13 protein-coding genes, 1 tRNA gene and 1 pseudogene are annotated in these 16,592 nt (G+C 41.7%); 14 read left to right on the top strand and 1 reads right to left on the bottom strand.

All coding sequences use genetic code 11. The features are described 5' to 3' along the window. The 12 genes and pseudogenes from HUN22_RS08895 to HUN22_RS08840 all read left to right on the top strand — a co-directional run. Positions 1-127: pseudogene (locus tag HUN22_RS08895) on the top strand (hypothetical protein); the annotation flags it as partial. A gap of 60 nt (positions 128-187) precedes the next feature. Beyond that, a tRNA-Trp gene (locus HUN22_RS08890) sits at positions 188-263 on the top strand. Between the two features lie 74 nt (positions 264-337). After that, positions 338-778, top strand: coding sequence for a preprotein translocase subunit SecE (gene secE, locus HUN22_RS08885; protein ID WP_002114837.1), 441 nt, complete (start codon positions 338-340; stop codon positions 776-778). A gap of 7 nt (positions 779-785) precedes the next feature. Next, a complete protein-coding gene (nusG, locus tag HUN22_RS08880) occupies positions 786-1,319 on the top strand; it encodes a transcription termination/antitermination protein NusG (RefSeq protein ID WP_016142418.1) in 534 nt (177 codons plus the stop codon). Positions 1,320-1,428: 109 nt separating this feature from the next. After that, complete coding sequence (gene rplK / locus HUN22_RS08875) at positions 1,429-1,857, top strand: 50S ribosomal protein L11 (protein ID WP_001074682.1); 429 nt, start codon at positions 1,429-1,431, stop codon at positions 1,855-1,857. A gap of 3 nt (positions 1,858-1,860) precedes the next feature. Beyond that, positions 1,861-2,556 carry a 50S ribosomal protein L1 gene (rplA, locus tag HUN22_RS08870; protein WP_005065788.1) on the top strand — a complete coding sequence of 232 codons (696 nt, stop codon included), beginning with the start codon at positions 1,861-1,863 and terminating at the stop codon, positions 2,554-2,556. A gap of 310 nt (positions 2,557-2,866) precedes the next feature. Beyond that, positions 2,867-3,373, top strand: coding sequence for a 50S ribosomal protein L10 (gene rplJ, locus HUN22_RS08865; RefSeq protein ID WP_002115099.1), 507 nt, complete (start codon positions 2,867-2,869; stop codon positions 3,371-3,373). A gap of 42 nt (positions 3,374-3,415) precedes the next feature. After that, positions 3,416-3,787, top strand: coding sequence for a 50S ribosomal protein L7/L12 (rplL, locus tag HUN22_RS08860; RefSeq protein WP_174728237.1), 372 nt, complete (start codon positions 3,416-3,418; stop codon positions 3,785-3,787). A 304-nt stretch (positions 3,788-4,091) separates the two neighbouring features. Beyond that, positions 4,092-8,180: a DNA-directed RNA polymerase subunit beta gene (gene rpoB / locus HUN22_RS08855; RefSeq protein WP_174728234.1), complete on the top strand. Its 4,089-nt coding sequence runs from the start codon at positions 4,092-4,094 to the stop codon at positions 8,178-8,180. An 86-nt stretch (positions 8,181-8,266) separates the two neighbouring features. Next, on the top strand, positions 8,267-12,460 hold the full coding sequence (gene rpoC, locus HUN22_RS08850) for a DNA-directed RNA polymerase subunit beta' (protein WP_025470536.1): 4,194 nt from the start codon (positions 8,267-8,269) through the stop codon (positions 12,458-12,460). A gap of 180 nt (positions 12,461-12,640) precedes the next feature. Continuing rightward, positions 12,641-13,006 carry a DNA transfer protein p32 gene (locus tag HUN22_RS08845; RefSeq protein WP_174728230.1) on the top strand — a complete coding sequence of 122 codons (366 nt, stop codon included), beginning with the start codon at positions 12,641-12,643 and terminating at the stop codon, positions 13,004-13,006. 215 nt (positions 13,007-13,221) lie between these two features. Further along, positions 13,222-13,581, top strand: coding sequence for a DNA transfer protein p32 (locus HUN22_RS08840; RefSeq protein ID WP_174728227.1), 360 nt, complete (start codon positions 13,222-13,224; stop codon positions 13,579-13,581). A gap of 46 nt (positions 13,582-13,627) precedes the next feature. On the opposite strand, the gene HUN22_RS08835 is transcribed toward HUN22_RS08840, so the two are convergent. After that, positions 13,628-14,113, bottom strand: a complete 486-nt coding sequence (locus tag HUN22_RS08835) for a DUF4442 domain-containing protein (protein WP_174728225.1) — start codon at positions 14,111-14,113, stop codon at positions 13,628-13,630. 117 nt (positions 14,114-14,230) lie between these two features. Here HUN22_RS08835 and HUN22_RS08830 point away from each other — a divergent pair, with 117 nt between their 5' ends. Together HUN22_RS08830 and HUN22_RS08825 are read left to right on the top strand one after the other, a co-directional pair. Further along, a complete protein-coding gene (locus HUN22_RS08830; RefSeq protein ID WP_174728223.1) occupies positions 14,231-15,109 on the top strand; it encodes an alpha/beta fold hydrolase in 879 nt (292 codons plus the stop codon). 101 nt (positions 15,110-15,210) lie between these two features. Next, positions 15,211-16,592, top strand: a 1,382-nt coding sequence (locus HUN22_RS08825) for a Na+/H+ antiporter family protein (protein WP_174728220.1), incomplete at its 3' end; no start/stop codon positions are given.

Raw genomic sequence — 16,592 nt, 5'->3', positions numbered from 1 at the left:
AGGCGACAACGTTGAAATGTCAGTAGAATTAATCCACCCAATCGCAATGGACCCAGGTCTACGTTTTGCGATCCGTGAAGGTGGTCGTACTGTAGGTGCTGGTGTTGTTGCGAAAGTAACTGCATAAGCATATTATAGTGACGGATTACGTCTCAGGTTGAGGGCTTTGGCTCTCAACTTGCATTATAGGTCAGTAGTTCAATTGGTAGAGCGTCGGTCTCCAAAACCGAATGTTGGGGGTTCGAGTCCCTCCTGACCTGCCATATTTTGAAATAAAAGCTTGATGCTGGCTTAGTTGTTCATATAATAAGTCGCGAGTTCTACGACGAGTACAAAAATGTCGAATGATAAATCGCGTGACGCATTGAGCGACGCGCCAATTCCTCAAAGAAATAATTCTGCTGAAGTTGTTCGTTCTGGTTCGCCTTTAGATATTGTTCTATGGGTGATTGCAATAGCATTGTTGCTTTTAGCTACCATGGTGAATCAGCATTTGCCAGCGTATTGGGCACCTGCAAATAATGTTTGGGTGCGCGTTGGGGCAATTTTTGCTTGTATCGTTGTGGCTTTAGGTTTATTATACGCCACCCATCAAGGTAAAGGCTTCGTTCGTTTGCTAAAAGATGCACGAGTCGAATTGCGTCGAGTAACTTGGCCAACAAAACAAGAAACAGTCACTACTTCGTGGCAGGTTCTATTGGTTGTAGTTGTTGCATCATTGGTTTTATGGTGCTTTGACTATGGTTTGGGTTGGTTAATTAAGTTGATTATCGGGTAAAAGAGCTATGAAACGTTGGTACATTATTCATGCCTACTCTGGCTATGAAAAACAAGTGTTGCGTTCACTTACAGAACGAATCCAGCGTAGCGCTGTTGCTGATAGCTTTGGTGATGTCCTTGTTCCTACCGAAGAAGTGGTGGAAATGAAGGATGGTAAGAAACGTAAATCTGAGCGTAAATTCTTTCCTGGCTATGTGTTAGTCGAAATGGAAATGAATGATGATACTTGGCATATTGTTAAGGAATGTCCAAAGGTTCTAGGTTTTATCGGTGGTACACCTGAAAAACCAGCACCAATCACTCAGCGTGAAGCAGATGCGATTCTTGCGCGTGTACGTAATACTGGTGAAGCACCACGTCCTAAAACGATGTTTGAGCCAGGTGAAGAATTACTTGTTATTGACGGTCCATTCACAGACTTTAAAGGTGTGGTGGAAGAAGTTCAATACGATAAGTCACGTTTAACGTTGACGATTAATGTATTTAATCGACCAACTCAGGTTGAACTCGAGTTTCGCCAAGTCGAAAAAACGATTTAATCTCAATTGGTTGAAAAGCGCCCGATTTTATCGGGCATTGTTGTTGTAACAGTAGTGTTGCGTAAAGATTGGGGAGCCTAGCGGCGTTTGTACCCAGAGGTATTTTAAAATGGCTAAGAAGATTGACGGCTATATCAAGCTGCAAGTTCCAGCTGGTAAAGCAAATCCATCTCCACCAATTGGTCCTGCGTTAGGTCAACGTGGTGTGAACATCATGGCATTCTGTAAAGAATTCAATGCTGCTACACAAAAAGTTGAACCAGGTCTTCCAATTCCTGTAGTGATTACTGTGTACAACGACAAGTCGTTCACATTCATCATGAAAACTCCTCCAGCTTCTATTCTTCTTAAGAAAGCTGCTGGTATTCAAAAGGGTTCTTCTGTACCAAACAAAACTAAAGTTGGTAAGTTGACTCGTGCTCAGTTAGAAGAAATTGCGACTACTAAAGAACCGGATTTAACTGGTGCTGATTTAGACGCACGTGTTCGTACCATCGCTGGTTCTGCACGTTCTATGGGCTTGGAAGTGGAGCTATAAGACATGGCAAAGTTAACTAAACGTCAAAAAGCCATTGCTGCTGCTGTTGAAGCAAACAAAGTTTACACTTTGGAAGAAGCGGTACAAGTTCTTAACAGCCTACCTGCTGCAAAGTTCAAAGAATCTTTGGATGTAGCTGTAAACCTTGGTGTAGATCCACGTAAATCTGATCAGGTTGTTCGTGGCGCAACTACATTACCTGCAGGTACTGGTAAAACTGTACGTGTAGCTGTATTTGCTCAAGGCGCTCAAGCAGAAGCTGCTAAAGAAGCTGGTGCTGATGTTGTAGGTTTTGATGACCTTGCTGAAAGCATCCAAGGTGGAAACCTTGACTTTGATGTTGTAATCGCTGCTCCTGACGCTATGCGTGTTGTTGGTAAGCTTGGTACAATTCTTGGTCCACGTGGTTTAATGCCAAACCCTAAAGTTGGTACTGTAACTCCTGATGTAGCGAATGCTGTTAAAAACGCTAAATCTGGTCAGGCTCGTTACCGTGTAGACAAAGCGGGTATTATCCATGCTGCGATCGGTCAATTAGGCTTTGATGCTGCTGCTATCCGTCAAAACGTTGAAACTTTAGTTGCTGACTTGAAAAAGTTAAAACCTGCAACTTCTAAAGGTGTATACATCAAAAAGATCACTTTGAGCTCAACTATGGGTCCTGGTCTTACTGTTGATGTAAACAACGTTTCTAACTAAGTTTAGACTTAGTAAAGAATTTTAAAGTCCTGATTGAGGACAGAGCCTAAATAAAAATATTTTTTATTAGGTGGGGTGTAGCAAAGCTTTATCCCTTACTCATCAGGCGGACTTTGAATTGATAAATGAGAATTTATCAGCGTCAAAGACCTCAGGCGAAAAGATGTTGTTTTCGAATAGCACTTTTCTTAATAAACCAGCCTGCGTAGACGCGGTGGTGTGATTTGTTCCTCCTCCGCGTGTAAGTCGAGAGGCTTACGAATTGGGAGTGTGCCCATTGGGTACATAAATCACCTTAGGAGGTTTTACAATGGCTCTTCTTATTGAAGACAAAAAACAGATCGTTGCGGAAGTAAGTGAAGTTGCTTCTAAGGCGTTTGCAGCCGTTGTTGCTGACTACCAAGGCTTAAGCGTAGAGCAATTAACAACACTTCGTGTTGAAGCTCGTAAGTTAGGTGTTTCTACACGTATTGTACGTAACACTTTGGCTAAACGCGCACTTCAAGATACTCAATTCAATATCTTGAACGACAACCTTGTTGGTCCAACAATTCTAGGTTTTTCAACTTCTGAAGATGACATGGGTGCAGCTGCACGTTTGTTCGAAGATTTTGCTAAAACTAACAAAGCATTTGAGTTAAAAGCTGCTGCATTTGACGGCAAAGTTTATCAAGGTGCTGACGTTAGCGTAATTGCAAACCTTCCGAACCAAGAGAAAGCTCTTACTATGCTTGCCTCTGTCCTTCAAGCTCCTATTTCGAAATTGGGTCGCCTTATTACAGCGCTCAAAGAGAAAAACGAGTCAGAAGCTGCTTAATCAATTTTACACACCATTCAATATCCATTTGGAGTTATTCTCATGGCTTTAACTAACGAAGAAATCTTAAACGCAGTTGCTGAAAAAACTGTTCTTGAACTTGTTGAATTAATTTCTGCTTTCGAAGAGAAATTCAACGTTTCAGCTGCAGCTGTTGCTGTTGCTGCTCCAGCTGGTGGCGCTGCTGCTGCTGCTGAAGAACAAACTGAATTCAACGTTGAGTTGACTTCTTTCGGTGCTAACAAAGTAGCTGTAATTAAAGCAGTTCGTGAAGCAACTGGCCTTGGTCTTAAAGAAGCTAAAGACCTAGTTGAAGGTGCTCCTCAAGTTCTTAAAGAAGGCGTTTCTAAAGAAGAAGGCGAAGAACTTAAGAAGAAACTTGAAGAAGCTGGTGCTACAGTTACACTTAAGTAATTGTAAAAGGAGTCGGTTTTTAAATCGGCTCCATAAAATGGCTGATGGCTCTTGGGTCATCAGCCTTTTTGCGTTACAATAATCGGCTCGATTTTTGTTAGTTTTGTTTTATTTTTGAGAAAGTCGGAATAAAACAAGTAATTTCAAATGTTTACCAATATTTTTCTTTTTTAAAAATATTGTTAAGCGTTTTTATACCACTAAAAATTGCAGCATTTGTAAACAGTGGTGGCCATATCGGCCTGCGTAATTCCTTCTGAGCCCGTTCTGCAGGCGGGCTTAGTTTACTTTCCGAGGACTCCAGATGGCATACTCATATACCGAAAAGAAACGGATCCGTAAGAATTTTGGTAAATTGCCCCAAGTAATGGATGCACCGTACTTACTCTCGATTCAGGTCGATTCGTACAGAACATTCTTGCAAGATGGCAAAACTCCAAAAAACCGCGAAGATATCGGTCTCCAAGCCGCATTTCGTTCAGTTTTTCCTATCGAAAGTTATTCTGGCAATGCTGCTTTAGAATTTGTTGAGTATAGCCTTGGTAAACCTGAGTTCGATGTACGCGAATGTATTCTTCGTGGTTCGACTTATGCGGCACCAATGCGCGTTAAAATTCGTTTGATTATTAAAGATCGCGAAACTAAATCAATTAAAGACGTACGAGAACAAGAAGTCTATATGGGTGAAATTCCACTCATGACTGAAAACGGCACATTCGTCATTAATGGTACTGAACGTGTAATCGTATCTCAATTACACCGTTCACCAGGCGTTTTCTTTGATCACGATAAAGGTAAAACTCACTCAAGTGGTAAAGTGTTGTATTCAGCACGTATCATTCCTTACCGTGGTTCATGGTTAGACTTCGAATTTGATGCGAAAGACTTAGTTTACGTACGTATTGACCGTCGTCGTAAATTACTTGCTACTGTTGTGTTACGTGCATTAGGTTATAACAATGAACAAATCTTGGACTTGTTCTATGAAAAAGTACCTGTGTATCTTGATATGGGCAGTTACCAGATTGACCTAGTACCTGAACGTTTACGTGGGGAAATGGCGCAATTTGATATTGCTGACAATGACGGTAAAGTTATTGTTGAGCAAGGTAAACGTATTAATGCTCGTCATGTACGCCAAATGGAAGCTGCTGGTTTAACAAAACTTTCAGTTCCTGATGAATACTTATATGAGCGTATCACTGCTGAAAATATTACTTTACGTGATGGTGAAGTAATTGCTGCTAATACTTTGTTAAGCCATGAAGTTATGGTGAAACTAGCAGAAGGTGGTGTTAAGCAGTTCAATATCTTGTTTACGAACGATATTGATCGTGGTTCGTTTGTTGCTGACACATTACGTGCAGATACAACAGCTGGCCGTGAAGAAGCATTAGTTGAAATTTATAAAGTAATGCGTCCAGGCGAGCCGCCAACAAAAGAAGCTGCTGAAAATTTATTCAATAACTTATTCTTCTCTTCTGAGCGTTATGACTTATCTCCAGTAGGTCGTATGAAGTTCAACCGTCGTTTGGGCCGTCCATACGAAGTTGGTACTGACCAGAAGTCGCGTGAAGTAGAAGGTATTTTATCGCACGAAGATATCATTGATGTATTACGTACATTAGTTGAAATCCGTAACGGTAAAGGTGAAGTCGATGATATCGATCACTTGGGTAACCGTCGTGTACGTTCTGTTGGTGAAATGACTGAAAACCAATTCCGTGTTGGTTTGGTTCGTGTTGAACGTGCTGTTAAAGAGCGTTTAAGCCAAGCAGAAACAGATAACTTGTCTCCGCAAGATTTAATTAACGCTAAACCAGTTGCAGCTGCAATCAAAGAATTCTTTGGTTCAAGCCAATTATCTCAGTTCATGGACCAAAACAACCCATTATCTGAGATTACCCATAAGCGTCGTGTATCAGCGCTTGGGCCTGGTGGTTTAACACGTGAACGTGCGGGCTTTGAGGTACGTGACGTACATCAAACTCATTATGGTCGTGTATGTCCAATTGAAACGCCGGAAGGTCCAAACATTGGTTTGATCAACTCGCTTTCAGTATATGCAAAAGCAAATGACTTCGGTTTCTTGGAAACACCTTACCGTAAAGTGGTAGATGGTCGAGTAACTGATGCTGTTGAATACCTTTCTGCTATTGAAGAAGTAGGTACTGTTATTGCACAGGCCGATTCTGCAGTAGATAAAGATGGCAACTTAACAGAAGAATTTGTTTCTGTTCGTCATCAAGGTGAATTCGTGCGTATGCCACCAGAAAAAGTGACGCATATGGACGTTTCTGCTCAGCAGGTTGTATCTGTTGCTGCATCACTTATTCCATTCCTGGAACACGATGACGCGAACCGTGCGCTTATGGGTTCAAACATGCAACGTCAGGCAGTTCCTACTTTACGTGCGGATAAACCGCTTGTAGGTACAGGTATGGAAGCGAACGTTGCACGTGACTCAGGTGTGTGTGTGATCGCAAACCGTGGTGGTGCAATTGAATACGTAGATGCTTCTCGTATCGTTATTCGTGTAAACGAAGATGAAATGATTGCTGGTGAGGCTGGTGTAGATATCTACAACCTCATTAAATATACGCGTTCTAACCAGAACACTTGTATTAACCAAAATATTATCGTGAATTTAGGCGACAAAGTTGCTCGCGGTGATATCTTGGCAGACGGTCCGTCTACAGATATGGGTGAGCTTGCGCTTGGTCAAAACATGCGCGTTGCGTTCATGACTTGGAATGGTTACAACTATGAAGACTCGATCTTATTATCTGAGCGTGTACTTCAAGAAGACCGTTTAACTTCTATTCATATTCAAGAATTATCTTGTGTAGCGCGTGATACTAAGTTAGGTGCGGAAGAAATTACTGCCGATATTCCTAACGTTGGTGAAGCTGCACTTTCTAAACTTGATGAATCAGGTATCGTTTATATCGGTGCTGAAGTTACAGCAGGTGACATCCTCGTTGGGAAAGTAACGCCTAAAGGTGAAACTCAGTTAACTCCTGAAGAAAAATTGCTTCGCGCAATCTTTGGTGAGAAAGCAGCTGATGTTAAAGATTCATCTTTACGTGTTCCATCTGGTACTAAAGGTACAGTTATCGACGTTCAAGTCTTCACTCGTGATGGCTTAGAGAAAGATGACCGTGCATTGGCGATCGAAAAAGCACAACTTGATGCTTACCGTAAAGACTTGAAAGAAGAATACAAGATCTTTGAAGAAGCAGCTCGTGAGCGTGTAATTCGTTTGCTTAAAGGCCAAGAGTCTAATGGCGGTGGTTCAACTAAACGTGGTGACAAACTCGTTGAAGAAGTGTTATCTGGTTTAGAGCTTGTTGATTTACTTGAAATTCAACCGGCAGATGAAGCAATCGCTGAGCGTTTAACTCAAATTCAAGTGTTCTTAAAAGAAAAGAGCGCAGAAATTGATGAGAAATTCGCTGAGAAGAAACGTAAGCTTGCAACAGGTGATGAATTAACAACTGGCGTATTGAAAGTTGTTAAAGTTTACTTAGCTGTTAAACGTCGTATTCAGCCTGGTGATAAGATGGCTGGTCGTCACGGTAACAAAGGTGTTGTATCTAACATCCTACCTGTTGAAGACATGCCACACGATGCTAACGGTGTACCAGTAGATATCGTATTGAACCCGTTGGGCGTACCATCTCGTATGAACGTGGGTCAGATTCTTGAGACTCACTTGGGTATGGCGGCTAAAGGGCTTGGTGATAAAATCGAAAAAATGTTGAAAGAACAGCGTACAGTTTTAGAACTGCGTGAATTCTTAGACAAGATTTATAACAAAGTCGGTGGTGAGCAAGAAGATCTTGACAGCTTAACTGATGCTGAAGTCTTAGCTCTTTCAGGCAACTTACGTGCAGGTGTGCCTTTGGCTACTCCTGTATTTGATGGTGCCGAAGAAGGTCAAATTAAAGACTTACTTGAGTTAGCTGGTATCTCTCGTACTGGTCAAACAGTATTGTTTGATGGCCGTACTGGTGAACAGTTTGATCGTCCTGTAACTGTGGGTTACATGTACATGCTCAAATTGAACCACTTGGTTGATGACAAAATGCATGCGCGTTCAACTGGTTCTTACTCTCTTGTTACACAGCAACCGCTTGGTGGTAAAGCACAATTCGGTGGTCAGCGTTTCGGTGAGATGGAGGTCTGGGCACTCGAAGCTTACGGCGCAGCATATACTCTCCAAGAGATGTTAACTGTTAAGTCGGATGACGTTGAAGGTCGTACACGCATCTATAAGAATATTGTAGATGGTAACCATTATATGGATCCGGGTATGCCTGAATCGTTCAACGTATTGACCAAAGAGATCCGTTCTTTAGGTATCAACATTGAACTGAAAAATGGTGATTAAGTCGTAAGACTCACGATTTTTTAGGTAAAAACAATATTTGTGACCCAGTCGGGTAAGCATTGCTTCCCGACACACGGAGAAAAAAATTGAAAGACTTGCTCGATATCATGCGTAAGAAAACGGACTCAGATGGTCATGCACCAATTGAGTTTGACCGTATCCGTATTGGTCTTGCGTCACCAGAAATGATTAAGTCATGGTCTCATGGTGAAGTTAAAAAACCTGAGACAATTAACTACCGTACTTTTAAACCAGAACGTGACGGTTTGTTCTGTGCCAAAATCTTTGGTCCAGTAAAAGATTACGAATGCTTGTGTGGTAAATACAAGCGTATGAAATACAAAGGCGTCATTTGTGAAAAATGTGGCGTTGAAGTAACTACAGCGAAAGTTCGTCGTGAACGTATGGGTCACATTGAACTTGCTTCTCCAGTTGCACATATCTGGTTCTTAAAATCGTTACCGAGCCGTATCGGTTTATTGCTTGATATGACACTGCGTGATATCGAACGTGTATTGTATTTCGAATCATACGTTGTAACTGACCCTGGTATGACTCCGTTTGAAAAGTATCAACTTTTAACAGACGAAGAGTACTTCAATGCACTTGAAGAACACGGTGATGAATTCACTGCGAAAATGGGTGCAGAAGCGGTTCAGGACTTGTTGAAAGATATCGATCTTGAAGCTGAAATCGCACGTTTACGTGAAGAAATCCCTCAAACAACTTCTGAAACAAAGTTGAAAAAAGCGTCTAAACGCTTGAAATTGATGGAAGCATTCAAAGATTCAAACAACAAGCCAGAATGGATGGTGATGAATGTACTTCCTGTACTTCCACCTGATTTACGTCCATTAGTTCCACTTGAAGGTGGTCGTTTCGCGACTTCTGACTTGAACGATTTATATCGTCGTGTCATTAACCGTAATAACCGTTTGAAGCGTCTTCTTGACCTTGCTGCTCCAGATATCATCGTACGTAACGAAAAACGTATGTTACAAGAGTCTGTAGATGCATTGCTTGATAACGGTCGTCGTGGTCGTGCAATTACTGGTTCTAACAAACGTCCATTAAAATCTTTGGCAGATATGATCAAAGGTAAACAAGGTCGTTTCCGTCAGAACTTATTAGGTAAGCGTGTTGACTATTCGGGTCGTTCGGTAATTACTGTAGGTCCTACTTTACGTCTTCACCAATGTGGTCTACCGAAGAAAATGGCACTTGAATTATTCAAGCCATTCATTTTCGCGAAACTACAAGCTTCAGGTCAGGCGACTACCATTAAAGCTGCGAAGAAAATGGTTGAGCGTGAGACTCCGGAAGTTTGGGACGTTCTTGCTTCTGTAATTCGTCAACACCCAGTAATGTTGAACCGTGCGCCAACACTTCACCGTTTAGGTCTTCAAGCATTTGAACCTATTCTTATTGAAGGTAAGGCAATCCGTCTTCACCCACTCGTTTGTGCTGCGTTTAACGCCGACTTCGATGGTGACCAAATGGCGGTACACGTTCCATTGACACTTGAAGCACAGTTAGAAGCTCGTGCATTGATGATGTCAACAAACAACATCTTGTCACCAGCAAACGGTGAGCCGATCATCGTACCTTCTCAGGACGTTGTCTTGGGTCTTTACTACATCACACGTGATGCTGTAAATGCCAAAGGTGAAGGCATGGTGTTTGCGGATACTCACGAAGTAAACCGTGCACTTGCTACTGGTCAGGTTGCGATCCATGCACGTGTTAAAGTACGTGTACATCAAACTGTTATCAATGAAAATGGTGAGCGTGAACACCAAACTATTATTGTTGATACAACTCCTGGTCGTTGTTTGCTTTGGGAAATTGTTCCACAAGGCTTAAGCTTTGACATGATCAACCTTGAGATGACTAAAAAGAATATCTCTAAATTGATCAACTCTTGCTATCGTAAACTTGGTTTGAAAGATACAGTTATCTTCGCTGACCAATTAATGTACTTGGGCTTCCGTCAAGCGACTCGTTCAGGTGTATCGGTAGGTATGGAAGACATGCTCATTCCACCTACTAAGCAGACAATTATTGATAAAGCGGAAACAGAAGTTCGTGAAATCGAACAACAGTTCGAACAAGGTTTCGTAACTGCTGGTGAGCGTTATAACAAAGTTGTCGATATCTGGGCGCGTACAAACGACCAAGTTGCTAAAGCAATGATGGATAACTTGTCTTATACACTTGTGAAAAACAAACAAGGTGAAGACGAGAAGCAAAAATCATTCAACAGCATCTATATGATGTCTGACTCTGGTGCCCGTGGTAGTGCGGCGCAGATTCGTCAGCTTGCTGGTATGCGTGGTTTGATGGCAAAACCGGATGGCTCGATTATTGAGACTCCGATTAAAGCGAACTTCCGTGAAGGTTTAACAGTACTTCAGTACTTTATTTCTACACACGGTGCGCGTAAAGGTTTGGCCGATACAGCATTGAAAACTGCGAACTCTGGTTACTTGACTCGTCGTCTTGTAGACGTAGCGCAAGACTTGGTAATTACTGAACCTGACTGTGGTACAGCGGGTGGTTTAGTGATGACTCCATTCATTCAGGGCGGTGATGTCATTGAGCCATTACGTGACCGCGTATTAGGTCGTGTAACTGCTGAAGATGTACGTCGTGCATCTGATGATGAAGTTGTATTACCTCGTGGTACGTTAATTGACGAGAAAATCGCAGCTCAGCTTGAAGAAGCTGGTGTCGACGAAGTTAAAGTACGTTCTGTAATCGCATGTGAATCAACATTCGGTGTGTGTGCTCGTTGTTATGGTCGTGACCTTGCACGTGGTCACTTGGTGAACCCAGGTGAGTCAGTGGGGGTAATGGCTGCACAGTCAATTGGTGAACCGGGTACACAGTTAACGATGCGTACGTTCCACGTTGGTGGTGCTGCGAGCCGAACTTCTGCTGCGAACAGTGTTCAAGTCCGTAACAAAGGTACTGTACGTTTCCATAACGTGAAAACTGTACAACATGCAAAAGGTCACTTGGTTTCAGTTTCACGTTCAGGTGAAATTGGTATTGCCGATGATTTGGGTCGTGAGCGTGAGCGCTATAAACTTCCTTACGGTGCAAGCATCTTGTTGAAAGATGGCGAAGCTGTAGAAGCTGGCGGTATCGTAGCGACTTGGGATCCGCATACACATCCATTGGTAACAGAAGTTGCTGGTAAAGCACGTTTCAGCCAAATCGCTGATGGCGTAACTGCAACATCGAAAACCGATGATGCAACTGGTATGACTACTGTTGAAATCTTGCCTGTAACAGCTCGTCCTGCTTCTGGTAAAGATTTACGTCCTGCAATCGTGTTGGATACAACAGATGGCGGCGAACAGTTCTACTTCTTGCCACAAAACACAATCGTAACTGTCCGTGATGGCGAAACGATCGGTGTGGGTGACGTTATTGGTCGTGTACCACAAGAAACATCACGTACTCGTGATATTACCGGTGGTCTTCCGCGTGTAGCTGACTTGTTCGAAGCGCGTAAACCAAAAGAGCATGCAATTCTTGCTGAAGTATCAGGTGTTGTAAGCTTCGGTAAAGAGACTAAGGGTAAAAACCGTTTGGTAATTACTCCTGATGATGGTTCTGAGATTTACGAAGAATTGATTCCAAAATGGCGTCAAATCAACGTATTCGAAGGCGAGCATGTGAACCGTGGTGAGACTATTTCTGATGGTCCACAAAATCCACATGACATCTTGCGTTTGAAAGGTGAAGTTGCATTAACTAACTACATCGTGAACGAAGTTCAAGACGTTTACCGTCTCCAAGGTGTAAAAATCAACGATAAGCACATTGAAGTTATCGTACGTCAAATGTTGCGTAAAGTTGATATCACTGATGGTGGTGATACAAGCTTCATCAAAGGTGAGCAAGTGGATTACATCCGCGTTGTTCAAGAGAACCAAGCTGTCTTGGCTCAGAACAAGTTCCCTGCGAAGTTTGAACGTCAATTGATGGGTATTACAAAAGCATCGCTTTCTACTGACTCGTTCATCTCTGCTGCATCATTCCAGGAAACAACTCGTGTATTAACTGAAGCGGCTGTAACAGGTAAAGAAGATGATTTACGTGGCTTGAAAGAAAACGTTGTAGTAGGTCGCTTGATTCCAGCAGGTACTGGTCTTGCATACCATCTAGAACGTCGTCGTCAAGAAGCAGAAGCTGCAGAACATGAGCTTCACAATGACTTCAGCGAAGTAGACCAAGCATTCAGCCAAGCATTAAACTCAGAACAATTCTAAGTTTAGACTGGCACTAAAAAAGGCACCTCAGGGTGCCTTTTTTAATTGTATTTATTTTTAACAATTCAAAGTTGTAATTACATAAACATATTAAAGAACCATTATTTTATTACTTAAGCAGGATAAAGACTCCATAAAAACACTTTAGGCTACCTGCTTATGAAGACTGGAGTAAATCTAATGAAAAAAATGATGATGATCGTTGGTGTTGGTCTGATGTCAACAACCCTGTTTGTGGGTTGCCAGAATGCTAGCCCAGAAAGTAAACGTATTGGTTCAGCTGCGATTGGCGGCGGCGCCGGTGGTGCTGTAGGAAAACATGTGGGTGGTAATATTGGCGCAGGGTTAGGAGCGGCACTTGGTGCCGGTGTTGCGGCCAATGCAAAAGGATCTAGCAGTAAAACGGTACGTAATAGCGCAATTGGTGCAGGTCTAGGTGCCGTGTTAGGTGGGGCAATCATTGGTGGTGATAGTGGTGCTGCTGCTGGCGGAGCATTGGGTGGTAGTGCAGGCGCGGCTTATGAAGAGAAGAAAGGTAAATACTAAAAGTATCTTCAATAATTTTTAAATCATAGAAGTCTTTATGTCGTTAAAGACTTCTTTTTTACGTCTTTTTATAATTAAAATTTTGATTAATAAGTGCACAAGGATGGGCTTTACAAAATATCAATCGATTAGGACAGATGAATAACACAATCTGATCAAATTCCTCATAAAAGGGGATTATTCTTTTTATTAGAACAGGTATTGGGAGTATGACCATGAAAAAAACAATTGGATTAGTTTCTGCGTTAATGTTGTCTACACTTGTGTTTACTGGCTGCCAAAATATGAGCCCATCTGATCAGCGTATTGGTGCAGCAGCAGCAGGTGGTGCACTAGGTGGCGGCTTAGGTAACCATGTAGGCGGTGGTGTTGGAGCAGGCTTAGGTGCAGCTGTAGGTGCTGGTGTTGGTTCAAACAGCCAAGGCGGTAGTAAACAGACAACGACTAAGAGTGCGATTGGTGCTGGTATTGGTTCTGTAGTAGGTAAGGCACTGATTGGTGGTGACTCTGGTGCTGCAATTGGTGGCGCGATCGGTGGTGGTGCTGGTGCAGCAATTGAAGAGAAAAAAAGATAAAAGTTTAGCAGATTCATGAAATAAGCGCTTTTTAGCGCTTATTTTTTTATTGAGGGAAGGGCTTCGCTTTTTTACGTCTGATATAAAGCGTTTTTTGCACCTCTGCAATTCTTACTCCTGATTCATCGAAAATATTTAGATGATAGGTTCTTAGAACAGGCTCATAGTTTTCGGCAAGTTCACGAATTTGTTCAATTTCGACTAAATCGACTCGAATATCTGCATGTACAGTACTGCGCCCTGGGGAAAGAAAATTAATTTCAGCAGCTTTGTCCCAAACAATATATTTTGATCCGAGATGATGCATAAGAATCATCATATAAAATGGATCAACCATTGAATAAAGACTTCCACCAAAATGTGTTCCGACTAAATTTTGGTTTTTCCAAGTCAGTGGCATCTTTACGCGTACATGGCAAAGTTCTAAATTCATGATTTCAATATAAATACCCGCACCACGATAAGGGGGATAGTGATTAAATAGAAATTTTGAAATCGTAGGATTGTTCTGAAGTCTTCTTAAAATAGCCATAATAGTCAATTTTTTTTTTTGAAACAGTATTCATACTAGATAAGTATCATCTTTTTTATATTGATGGCAATGCTCTATCCGACTAACGACATGATCGATTGAAAAACAAGATAGGAAATGATTATGCAGCCAAAAGTTCATACAGTAACAACAAGTGATCAACAAACGCTTTGTGCCAAAACATGGGGCGACGAAAAAAATACACCGTTGGTTTTAGTACATGGTTATCCTGACAATCAAGAAGTATGGGAATCTATCATTGAGCATTTGATCAATGACTTTTATATTGTCACCTACGATGTACGTGGAGCAGGTTTGTCATCTATACCAAAACGTATACGTGATTACCGTTTAGAGCGTTTATCTTTAGATCTCCAAGAAGTGGTTGATGAGTTATTGCCAAATCGTCAATTCCATATGGCTGCGCACGATTGGGGTTCAATTCAGTCTTGGGAATCTGCAACCGAGCCTAAATTCAAAGGTCGTTTATTATCATACACAACCATTTCTGGGCCATGTCTTGATCATGCGGCTTTATTTTTACGTGATAAATTTAAGTCTTCACCAGCTCAAATCTTAAAAATATTAAGCAAATCTTGGTATATCGGCGCATTTCATCTTCCGCTGCTTGCACCAACAGTATGGTCTCTTTTTAGTCCTGAAAAATGGGGGAAAATTCTTACTCAATTAGAAAGAAAAAATAATTTACCTCTAAATAATAATATTAATGCTGATGGTAAATATGGCATTAATTTATATCGTGCCAATTTTATTCCTCGCTTAACTGACCCACGTCAACGTTATGCACAGTGCCCAGTAAAAGCCGTTGTTTTAAAATATGATACTTTTGTGAGTCCTGAATACATCACTGAGGCTATGCCAAAGTGGGTTGAAAAATTTGAATATGTAGAGCTTGATGCAAATCACTGGGCAATTCTGAGTGAGCCTGAGAAAATAGCAACTCATATTCGTGAGTTTGTTAAAGCTCAAGCTTAACAGTGAAATAACAGCATAAAACTGTTAATTCGGCGATATTTTCGGCTTCATAGAAATGAATCTGCTAGAATGTCGCCTTTTGTTTTGCTCTGAACTTATTCATGAATGCTGTCGTTATTGCGATTGCAGTGATGTTCTTATTATCACTGGCGCGCGTTTCTGTCGTACTGACTTTAGTGGTTTCAGCCATTGTGGGTGGCCTCGTAGCGGGTCTAAGCCTTTCTCAGACCGTTGAAGCCTTTAACGCTGGTCTTGGTGATGGTGCTGAGGTTGCACTTGCTTATGCAGTGTTAGGGGCATTCGCTCTGGCACTATCAAAATCTGGATTACCTGATTTACTTGCCCATAAATTGATTGGTTTATTGGGAATGGAAGCTGGAAAAAGCCGTCAGACTAAAGTGAAGTATCTACTCTTAGGTATCTTATTAATTTCTGCTATTTTCTCTCAAAACCTTATTCCGGTTCATATTGCCTTTATTCCTGTATTGGTTCCGCCACTATTAAAAGTAATGAACCATCTAAAATTAGACCGTCGAGCAGCAGCTTGCGTACTTACGCTAGGTTTAGTCGGGACTTATATTTTTCTTCCGGTTGGTTTTGGTGCAATTTTCCTTGAACAGATTTTGATGGGAAATATCAACAAGATTGGTGCGGCGTATGGCTTACATGTTGATCGAGCAATGATGCCAGTTGGCATGGCTATTCCTGTTTTAGGTATGGTTTTAGGCACATTAGTTGCTGTATTCATTAGCTATCGTAAACCAAGAATTTATACAGATCGTAACATTACGCCTGTGACCACGATTGATTTAGATAAACCTCTTCGCGCAAATATAGAAGTGCAAACAGCTGACCTAAAAGCAGATGCTGAAGAGTTAAAGCATGAAGCAGAGCAAGCCCCAGTTATTGCAACGAAAACAATTTTGATGGCATTGCTCGCAATTGGCTTGACGCTCGCTGCGCAGCTGTATTCAGGTTCGATGATTTTAGGTGGTTTAGTCGGTTTTGCTGTTCTATCTACTGCCGGAATTTTCAAATGGCAAGATGCTGATGATGTCTTTGTACAAGGCATGCGTATGATGGCTTTAGTAGGTTTCATCATGATTTCTGCTGCCGGTTTCGCCTCGGTCATGACCCATACTGGTGATATTAATCAGTTAGTAAATGGTGTAGTCGAGATTATTGGAGATAATCGCGCACTTGCTGCTTTCTTAATGCTTTGTATTGGTCTATTTGTCACAATTGGTATTGGTTCATCTTTCTCAAGTGTTCCTGTATTAGCTGTTATTTATGTGCCTTTATGTGTGCAGTTTGGTTTCTCACCATTAGCAACGATTGCACTTATTGGTACAGCAGCAGCATTAGGTGATGCAGGGTCGCCAGCTTCTGACTCAACCTTAGGGCCAACAGCTGGTTTAGGGGTAGATGGGCAACATGATCATATCTGGGATACGGTTGTACCTACTTTTATTCACTTTAATAT

This window comes from Acinetobacter lactucae (assembly GCF_013344765.1).
Lineage (GTDB): Bacteria > Pseudomonadota > Gammaproteobacteria > Pseudomonadales > Moraxellaceae > Acinetobacter > Acinetobacter lactucae_A.
The sequence above is the reverse complement of the archived record's forward strand: the minus strand, read 5'-3'. Positions and strand labels throughout refer to the sequence as shown.

Coding starts and splice junctions, on each gene's coding strand:
- secE (WP_002114837.1), top strand. CDS start 338: ATGTCGAATGATAAATCGCGTGACGCATTGAGCGACGCGCCAATTCCT.
- nusG (WP_016142418.1), top strand. CDS start 786: ATGAAACGTTGGTACATTATTCATGCCTACTCTGGCTATGAAAAACAA.
- rplK (WP_001074682.1), top strand. CDS start 1,429: ATGGCTAAGAAGATTGACGGCTATATCAAGCTGCAAGTTCCAGCTGGT.
- rplA (WP_005065788.1), top strand. CDS start 1,861: ATGGCAAAGTTAACTAAACGTCAAAAAGCCATTGCTGCTGCTGTTGAA.
- rplJ (WP_002115099.1), top strand. CDS start 2,867: ATGGCTCTTCTTATTGAAGACAAAAAACAGATCGTTGCGGAAGTAAGT.
- rplL (WP_174728237.1), top strand. CDS start 3,416: ATGGCTTTAACTAACGAAGAAATCTTAAACGCAGTTGCTGAAAAAACT.
- rpoB (WP_174728234.1), top strand. CDS start 4,092: ATGGCATACTCATATACCGAAAAGAAACGGATCCGTAAGAATTTTGGT.
- HUN22_RS08845 (WP_174728230.1), top strand. CDS start 12,641: ATGAAAAAAATGATGATGATCGTTGGTGTTGGTCTGATGTCAACAACC.
- HUN22_RS08840 (WP_174728227.1), top strand. CDS start 13,222: ATGAAAAAAACAATTGGATTAGTTTCTGCGTTAATGTTGTCTACACTT.
- HUN22_RS08835 (WP_174728225.1), bottom strand. CDS start 14,113: ATGGCTATTTTAAGAAGACTTCAGAACAATCCTACGATTTCAAAATTT.
- HUN22_RS08830 (WP_174728223.1), top strand. CDS start 14,231: ATGATTATGCAGCCAAAAGTTCATACAGTAACAACAAGTGATCAACAA.